Here is an 8,362-nt window from a genome sequence, read left to right on the forward strand (position 1 = left end):
GTGATGGAAAACCGGGCGCCGGCGGCCAGGACCGCGGCGACGACGCTGTGGTTGTAGAACGCCGAATCCAACCGGGCGCAGATCATCGCCGCCGCTTGCCCGGCGCGGCGGGTCGCGGCGATCGCATCGGCAAGGAACTTCCCCGCGCCGCGGGCGGAGTTCACCGGCCCTTTGCGCAGGCGGTGCCCCACGATGACCGGCCCGCAGGACCTGCTGGAGGTGGAGGCGATGGCCAGTAAAGCGTTGAGGCCCTTCACCTTGTTGTATCCGAAGCCGACGCCCTGTTTGGCGTAGCCGTAGGTTTCGCGCATCGTGTCGTCGACATCAAGCCAGGTCACCGCATCCCGATCACCCGGCGCCGCAGCTGGCAGCAGCACCGCCAGCGCGGCCAGTTTCACCAGCAGGGCGGCAGCAACCGCGCCGAGTTGCCGGACATGTCCGAAGGTGAAGGCGCGCAGGAACGTCCCCAACGTCGAGGGTGCTTTCACCCCCGGCAGCACCTTAGTGGTCGGGTTCGTAAGTTCGTCGGTGGTCATGCGGCGGTCGGGCAGTCGGTGTGGCGGTCCAGTCGTTGCAGGAAGTCGTTCAGGTCGGTGGTGGTGAATTTCCACTTGAACGGTGTGGCGGTCTGGTTGTAGCGGGTTTCGAAGTCGGCCAGGCGCCTGGTGATGACGTCGGTGTCGGTGAAGTCGTTGGGCATCAATACTTTCCGTTGAACGATGGAGAAGAATATCTCCACCTGATTGAGCCAGGAGGCGTGCACCGGGGTGTGCACCATCACCGCATTCGGGAATTGCTGGGCCAGTCGGTCGATGGCCTTTGCTCCGCGGTGGGAGGACCCGTTGTCTACGACCCAGAACACGCGCTTCGCGGAGCGGTAGGGCTCCTGAGTCATCACCTGGGTCACGAGCGCTTCGAACGGGACGATGCCGGTGGTGTGCTCGCACCGGCCGAACACTTTCGCGCGGTGGACGTCGTAGGCGGCGAGGTAGGCCACCGCGCCGCGGCGGTGGTAGCCGTGGTTGACCCGCATCATCCGGGCACTACCAGGCGGCAGGCTCGGGTGACAACGGCACCGGGCCTGGATGGAGGTTTTCTCATCAGCGGAGATCACGAACTCATCTGCGGCCAGCGGCGTGCCGTCCCATTGCCGGGCGTAAAGGTCAAGGACCCGTTGGGCTTTGGTGGCGAAGTGCGGGTCTGTGATGAAGATCCACGACTGGTGCTGCCACGGCTTGAGCGCCTCTTGCGAGAGCCACCTGCGGATGGTGGAGGCAGAAATCCTCACGCAGATCCCGTCGGTGATGACCTGCCGGGCCAGTTCCGGGGCCGACCACCGCGACAGCGGCAGACCGCTTTCTGCCGCCGGCCGGCAGGCCAATGCCTTGACCTGGGCGACCTGCACCGGGGTGAAGCGTGGTGGCCGACCGGACCGTTTCTGATCACCCAGTGCCGAAAGGCCCGGCGTGGCCCGCCAGCGTCGTCGCCATTTGGCGGCGGTGTCCACGCAGATCGACAACCGGTCGGCGATCGCCCTGGTCGACTGCCCGTCGGCGGCCAGCAGCACGATCGATATTCGCAGCGCCAGCCGTTGCGGTGTTGTTCCGGCCCGGGCCAGCCGCGTCAGTTCCACGGTCTGGGCGGGGGTCAATTCGATCTGATCGGCACTGACCGGTGACATCGGAACCTCCAGAAGGGGTGGTCTCATCTGTCACTCCAGCCTCATCAGTCCCATTGGCTGGGGTGGTCAACGACACGCCGATGAGGCAGGATCAACCCTTATGGCCGTCCCACCGGAGTCGACGAAAACGTCGTTGCAGCAGCGGCTGTCGGGCCGCGCCCGGGAACGGTGGCCACAGCTGGCCGGGGTCGAGGTGAAGTTCCGGGGCGGCTACGCCTACGTCGCCGGACGCCTACCCGACGACGAAACGCTGCCCCTGATGCGCCTGAAATACGGCGGCTACGCCGCCTCCTGGGGATTCGCGATCTACCTGGCCAGCAAAAACGGATACGAACCCTCGTTCCTACCCAACGGACAAATGGCGGGTCTACCCGAAGATGCCCTGGACTGCGCCTGCGGCCTCTACCTCGGCGACCCCACCGCGTGGACCTGAACCACCGACGAACTTACGAACTTGACCACTTAGAAACCGCCCCCTCCCGCAGGACCGCCAGGTCATCGATGCTGTCGGCGCCGGCGAGCATCCCCGCGACGATCGAGGACACTTTCGCCGCCGGGTCGGCGCCAGCTCCGCCGGGGATCTTCACCAGGGTGGTGACCAGGTGCGGGAGCCCGGCGCGGCGGGCCAGTCGCATCACCGGGACCAGCCCGGCGGAGCTGATCAGGTTGGGGTCATCGAAGGCAGCGGCGACCTTGCCGCATCTGGGATAGTTGCATCTGGCGGGTGGCTTTCCTGTGGTGGGGTTTGGCGTTCTAGACAAACACCATTTTCCCAGATCAGGGGCCATTCGCCCCTATCCGCCACACCATTCATCGACTATCTACGCGGTGGATCCAGGTTCAGAGATCCCACACGTACTTAAGGCACTCGTCGAGGTAGGCACTTGCTTGATCGGTCAACCGCACAAGCCCGAGCCCATCGAGGACGGCGCGCTTGAGCTCGGTGATCGGCAGATCGTCGAACGACAGGAGCTTGACGAGCGTCGCGATCTCGCTGCGCGGAACGTCGTAGAGCCGGCGTGGGCCCAGCTCGCGAACGACCACCGGTGGCGTACCCGGAACGTAAATGGTCGAGTCGACGAGATCCGGCAGTGTGTCCTTGAGGCGCGTCAGCTCGCCGGCGACGAAGGACCGTGCCATCACGCGATTGAAGGTGCTCTTCATCTCCCGGCCGACCCGCTGCTTCCCCGCGGCCTGTGCGTAGAGAAGGTAGGCGCGGTCGGAGTGCATCGGTCCCTCGACCGCGACGATCTGCACCAGCCCATCGATGATCGCGTCGGCGTTGACCATCTCGACCGCCGGCATGGCAGTTCGGGCCCAGGTCCGGTACGGGGCGAGTGGGCCAGAACGCGTGTGAGGCGCGTCCACCGGAATGGTGGGGGTCACGCGCTCGACGGTGGCCGGTTCCTCACTAGAAAGCTCCGCCGGGCTGGACTCCGGAACCTCTTCTGCATCCGGTGCTCGGTACCAACTCGGGGGTACCCAGGCGGGCTTCGGATCGACGACTGTCGCTGGTGGATAGGAGGTCTCGAGCCTTGTGGGCGGCAGTGTCTCTGCGATGCGAGGGGAGACGCTGTCAGGAGCCGAGTGCCGTCCCCCTGATGGTGGGGGATCCGCAACAAACGGCGAGGTGGCCGGCGCTGGATCAGTCAGGAAGGTCGGGTATTCGAAGACGATCGAGTCCCGAGCCGGAACCCGGACGGGCCGGTCGAACTGCTCCTGCATCGCGTCCGGCGATTGAGCCTCCGACGCCGGAGATTCTGACAAACGAGCCTCCGACGCGCGAGCCTCCGACAAATCAGTCTCCGGCGCAGGAGCCTCGAGCAGCAAGGTGCCCGAACTGGACCCGGACACCTCCTGCACGATGCTGCGGCGGCGTTCCACCATCCAGCTGTCGCCGGTCGGTATCCCCAGCTCCTCGAGGTGGCGCCACACGGGCTCCATGGCATTCTCGGGATCCCGGTAGAAGGCCGAGCCGCGGATCCGCTCGAAAGTCCACCCGGCGCGCTCGAGGACCTGCTGCCGGGCCCGGTCTTGGTTCCAGACGTCCTCGCCGTGCCAGCGGTCGCCGTCGCATTCGATGGCCAACCGACCGTCGGGTCCGCTGACCACGATGTCGATCCGGTAGCGGCCGACGATGTTCTGCACCTCGACGCCCCGATACCCGCGGGCAATCAGAGCATTGACGACGCGCCGCTCGAAATCGGACTCGCACTTCTTCATCAGGTCGTCGGCGACCTCGTCGAGACGACCGGGGTCGGCGCAGTGTCGGATCAATTCGCCGCGGAGATCACCATTGGGCAGCTGGCTGGGGTCGATCGACGTGACGACCCACATCTGGTTGCGGGCACGGGAAGCCGCCACGTTGATGCGCCGCAGGTGGCTGTTGCTCGTCATGGCACCGATACGGGTCGGCTTGAGCGGATCGACGGCGACGACCGTCGTCAGCACCATCACGTCGCGCTCGTCGCCCTGGAAATTGGCGGGCTCACCGCAACGAATGCGGCGCAGCTCCATCGTCTCCGGGCCCAGCCGTTCGTAGAGCAGATCCCAGATTTGCTTGGACTGACTGCTGCCCAGCAGCGAGATCACCCCGAACGTCATGCCGTCGTAGGACGGATCCTGGCAGAGCCGTTCGATCAGATCGACGACCTGTGCTGCCTCGGGCTCGTTGACGTCGCCGACCCGGTACCCGTCCAGGACTCGGATCAGACCCAGTGGCGACCATCCCGGTGAGGGAGGTTGATCCCGCAGCGGAATGATCAAACCGTTGTACGCCTGGACATTCGAGAAGGCGATGATCTCGGGAAGGCAGCGGAAGTGCTCGGTCAGCATCACGGGCGCCGCAAACTTTTGGCTGGCCAGGTCGTAGAGGCTGTTGTCCGGGTCGAACAGCGTCCGGTATTTCGGCACCTGGGCCAGGAAGTCGTCCATCATCGAGAAGATCTGCTCGCGGTCGAGGCCGACATTCTCTGGACTGGTCTGCTTGTCGTCGCCGACCACGATGGTCGAAGTGGCCAATGCCAGGAGGGGCAGCGCTTCGAACCCGATCTGCGACGCCTCGTCGATGATCAGGACGTCGAAGGGAGGTACCGCCGATGGCCGGAAGGAGGACAGTGCCTTCGCGGTCGGCATGATCCACACGGGGACGGCCGTCTTTGCGTCGTCCAGGGCGACGCGCATCTCGTTGATCCATCGCTGCGCGTACTTGCCGCCGGTCTTGCCGAACCGGCTCGATGCCTTCAGATAGGCGGTGAGCGCCTGACGCTCGCGATAGCCCAGGTTGTCGGCGAGGCGTCGCCAGGCCCGGGTCGCGACGAGCTGGGTGACGACCCGCTGCCGATCGTTGGTCAGGGATTCGATCTTGAGCTGGAGCTCCCGCGGTTCCGGGTGCGCCGCGATGCCCTGAACCCAGGTATCGAGCTGTCGCCACTCCCAGGCCAGTGGGAGGTTGGCTGGATCTCGGGCTGCGGCGACGTCCTTCTCGATCTCCAGCGCCCAGAGCGGCGTCAACGATTGGAACTTGATCCGCAGCAGTCGAAGTCGTTCCGCCCGGGGACCCAACTCGACCAGTGTCGCGACCTCCTCGCGATGCGCCGCCCAGGATCTGGCGTCGGCGGTATCGAGATCCGAGGCCAGCAAGCTCCACAGGGGCGACGCGTTCGTCAGCGCCGCTCCCACTCGGAGCTCGTTGCGAAGCCCGGCAATCCGAGCCGCTGTCGCTTCCTTCTCGTAGTGCGCCGAGGCCTGCTCGAGGATCCGGATGATGGCTTTGACTCCCTCAGCAGTGGGGGAGCCGGCCCGGTCGTACCCCATGTCCTGCAGCTGACGAACGATCTCTCGCCATCGCTGGTCGCCCGCCGCAGCCATGGCCAGGTGGGCGAGCTCCGGCGCGATGGCCTCTTCGGGAATGCCCGGGAGTGCAGGCGCCTGCAGCGGTCCCGTCTGGTTGTTCCACAGGGTGACGATCTGACGCCTGATCGAACCCAGCTCGAGTGCGGCCAGGCAGAGATCCACCCCGTCCGCGCTCGTCGGAATCTGACCATCGACGCGAACCAAACCCACGGCGTGCTTCGCATCCTTGGCGAACATGCCCAACTTGCCCTGGGTTCGCAGCTTGTCGCGAGCCTCGGTCAGATCAGCGACCAGATCGGCTGCACCCGCGGCGTCGACGTCATAGGGCCGCAGGCGCGTGCGGAGCGCCATTGCGCTCGTCCGCAACCTCTCGAGATGAGCGCCGAAGCCTTCCCATTCCCTGGCCTGCAACGTATCCCGGAGCTGCGTACTGACCTGGCACCACCACGACCCTTCGACCGACTGGAGCCATTCCAATTCAATGTGCAGCAAAGCGACCACAGAGTTGATGTGGTCGGGGCCGCGTCGGACCGCGCTGTCCCAATCCCGAAACATCGGGCGCACCGCGTCAACCGAGGCTGACGCGTCGGCCAGGAGCTTGAATTCATTCTGCAATATCGACGCAGCCGGAAGTGATGAGGGGTTCGGCAGCATCAAGCCCGCTTGATGCGCTCGCTCAGCTCCGATCGCCGTCAACAGGTCGCGGAACTCCATCAGCTCCGAAGCCAGGGGTGCGGATATGCCGGGAGTGAGTGCGTCCGGGATGTACCCGTAGGCGGCAGCGTTTTCGACCGTCCAGTCGGCGGCGGCCAAGGGGCTCGGGTTCGAACCTGCCCGCCACTCGCCGGGGAGCAGCTCGGTCTCGGCGCGCCGGGCTCGCAGCATCTGGTTCGACGTCAGGGCCAGGCCACGGTCGATCTGATCCAACTCGGCCGTCAGCATGATGATCATCGAGTCCGAGTGGGCCCGGTCGACGCCGGCCACCCGCGATTGGATCTGCATGATCGAGCTCTCGAGCCGGCGCCTGCCCTCGTCATCCGCACCGAGCACCGACACGGTCAGGTCGCGGATCTCGGCCGGGACCTTGTCCGCGAGAACCTTGAGCGCCTGTTCCTTCTCGGCGACCACCAGAACCCGCCGGCCGTAGGCGACGTGGTGGCTGATCAGGTTGGCGATCGTGTGGGACTTGCCCGTACCCGGCGGCCCCTGGACGACCACGCCCGGATGGCGCCGCGCCGTCGTCAGGATTCGCTCCTGCTCCTCGTTGCTCGGGAGTGGCAGCAGCAGCGGTTCGAGCGGCCTGGACGGATTGGACCCGGATTCTCCGGACTCGGCATCGAACGTGGCGTGGGTTTCTGAATCTTCGGAGGTCATCACCGCCCGGAGCGCGGCCGGTACCTCCTGGGAGGCGTTGCGGTAGAGCTCCCGCATGACGTCCAGGAACCCTTGCGAGTCCGGGACCCGGCGTCGCAGGTACATCGACCAGCCCAGGTCGGCTACGGCGTGTTCCGTTGCCGAAGTGGTCCGTTCGACGACCACGCCTTCATCATCGACGGCTCGGACCAGCCGACGAACGAGGTCGTCGAGGTCGTCCCCAAGCCAGACTTCGGCTCCATCGGACGCGACCGCCTGGCGGATGGCGTTGAAGCCGGGTCGGTCGTGGATCTCCAGGCCCTGCAGGAAGCGACTTTCGACCTCGACCGCGCCGGAGGGTCTCACCCGGACCTGCTCGCTCCCGGGCACGACGTCGATCTCGACCGGCACCGTCAGCAACGGATGGCTGACGAGCTGCCCAGCTGACCTCCAGAGCAGGCGACCGAACCCCCAGACCAGCTCGACCGAGTCGCGATCGGTCACCAGCAGGTCCCGCTGCTCGAACAGGTCGCGGTGGACCTTCTTGACCGCAGCGGTGGCGGTCCAGATCGCCGCCCACGGCTGCCAGATGTCGTCGATCCACGTCCGGGCCATGGCAGCCATGGCTTGGTACTCGGCCTGCTCCTCGTCGAGCGGGCTGTCGCTGGACTCCGAGCCGGACTCTTCAGCGGTATCCGTCGGCTGCGCGTTGTCGATCAGAGCCGTTGAGATCTCGGCCTCGGGGCTCTCGGGAAGTTCGGGTGCTGGGATGAGCTCCGGTCGGACGAGCGGATCGATCGTGCTCCCGCCGACGAAGGCCCGGGCGATAGCATCCGGAGGCACCGGAACGGCGGGGAGATCCAGAAAGTCCACCGCCAGCCAGGTGTTCTCGTCGCCCCTGACCCTCACCGCCCCGTGTTCGGGCAGGTCGAGGTCACCGAGTCGGAACAGTCGATAGTCAGCGATGTCCCGGACCGGCGGATTGCGCCGGGCGTCGTAGGCGCTCAGGAAGTCGATCATGTTCAGGACCTGGGCGCGGCCGGCACTGGCGTCAGGCTGCTGCTCCGGCATGTGCCCCCCTGGTCCGATCGTCTTCCGTGGCAGTTGCGCTGTGGGTGATCTTGGATCTACGCATCGTAGGCGAGGCGGGCTCTGGGATGGCGACGGCGATCGGGCGCATCATCCTGCATGCGTCCCGCTCGCACTCAGAACGCAGCAAGAACCACGCACCCACTAGTGAGCACAGTGATCGGGGCCAGCTACCTTCGTGAACGGACTGGAGCAATAGCCAGGGCATGGATCGTTCGCGGATGCGTCGTCGACGCCGCCACACCACGACGGCGGGCGATGATGGCCAGGAGGAGCGAAACGATTGGCTGAGGCGAAGAGATAGGAAGAGATGGACAGTCGGCCGTTCTCACCTCGAGCAGCCCGCTATGTGCCCACGGGCTGGGAAGATCTGACGTGTGCTGG

General features: G+C 65.9%; 4 protein-coding genes and 1 pseudogene. 1 reads left to right on the top strand and 4 read right to left on the bottom strand.

Annotated features, from left to right (window positions below; all coding sequences use genetic code 11):
- Together ABIB25_RS27375 and ABIB25_RS27380 are read right to left on the bottom strand one after the other, a co-directional pair.
- Positions 1-536: pseudogene (locus tag ABIB25_RS27375) on the bottom strand (IS1380 family transposase); the annotation flags it as partial.
- Positions 533-1,708, bottom strand: coding sequence for an IS630 family transposase (locus tag ABIB25_RS27380; protein WP_354531688.1), 1,176 nt, complete (start codon positions 1,706-1,708; stop codon positions 533-535). The pseudogene ABIB25_RS27375 and the gene ABIB25_RS27380, both read right to left, overlap by 4 nt.
- 73 nt (positions 1,709-1,781) lie before the next feature.
- Between ABIB25_RS27380 and ABIB25_RS27385 the strand changes: the two genes are divergently transcribed.
- Entirely contained in the window at positions 1,782-2,114 is a 333-nt protein-coding gene (locus ABIB25_RS27385; RefSeq protein WP_354531689.1) for a hypothetical protein, read from the top strand.
- 13 nt (positions 2,115-2,127) lie between these two features.
- On the opposite strand, the gene ABIB25_RS27390 is transcribed toward ABIB25_RS27385, so the two are convergent.
- Both ABIB25_RS27390 and ABIB25_RS27395 read right to left on the bottom strand, forming a co-directional pair.
- The gene (locus ABIB25_RS27390) at positions 2,128-2,442 is read right to left on the bottom strand and encodes a hypothetical protein (protein WP_354531690.1); all 315 of its coding nucleotides are present in this window, start codon (positions 2,440-2,442) and stop codon (positions 2,128-2,130) included.
- Between the two features lie 79 nt (positions 2,443-2,521).
- A complete protein-coding gene (locus ABIB25_RS27395) occupies positions 2,522-7,960 on the bottom strand; it encodes a PDDEXK-like endonuclease domain-containing protein (RefSeq protein WP_354531691.1) in 5,439 nt (1,812 codons plus the stop codon).
- Positions 7,961-8,362 lie beyond the last annotated feature (402 nt).

Source organism: Nakamurella sp. UYEF19 (assembly GCF_040546275.1).
In the GTDB taxonomy this organism is placed as follows: Bacteria; Actinomycetota; Actinomycetes; order Mycobacteriales; family Nakamurellaceae; genus Nakamurella.

Coding starts and splice junctions, on each gene's coding strand:
- ABIB25_RS27395 (WP_354531691.1), bottom strand. CDS start 7,960: ATGCCGGAGCAGCAGCCTGACGCCAGTGCCGGCCGCGCCCAGGTCCTG.
- ABIB25_RS27380 (WP_354531688.1), bottom strand. CDS start 1,708: ATGAGACCACCCCTTCTGGAGGTTCCGATGTCACCGGTCAGTGCCGAT.
- ABIB25_RS27385 (WP_354531689.1), top strand. CDS start 1,782: ATGGCCGTCCCACCGGAGTCGACGAAAACGTCGTTGCAGCAGCGGCTG.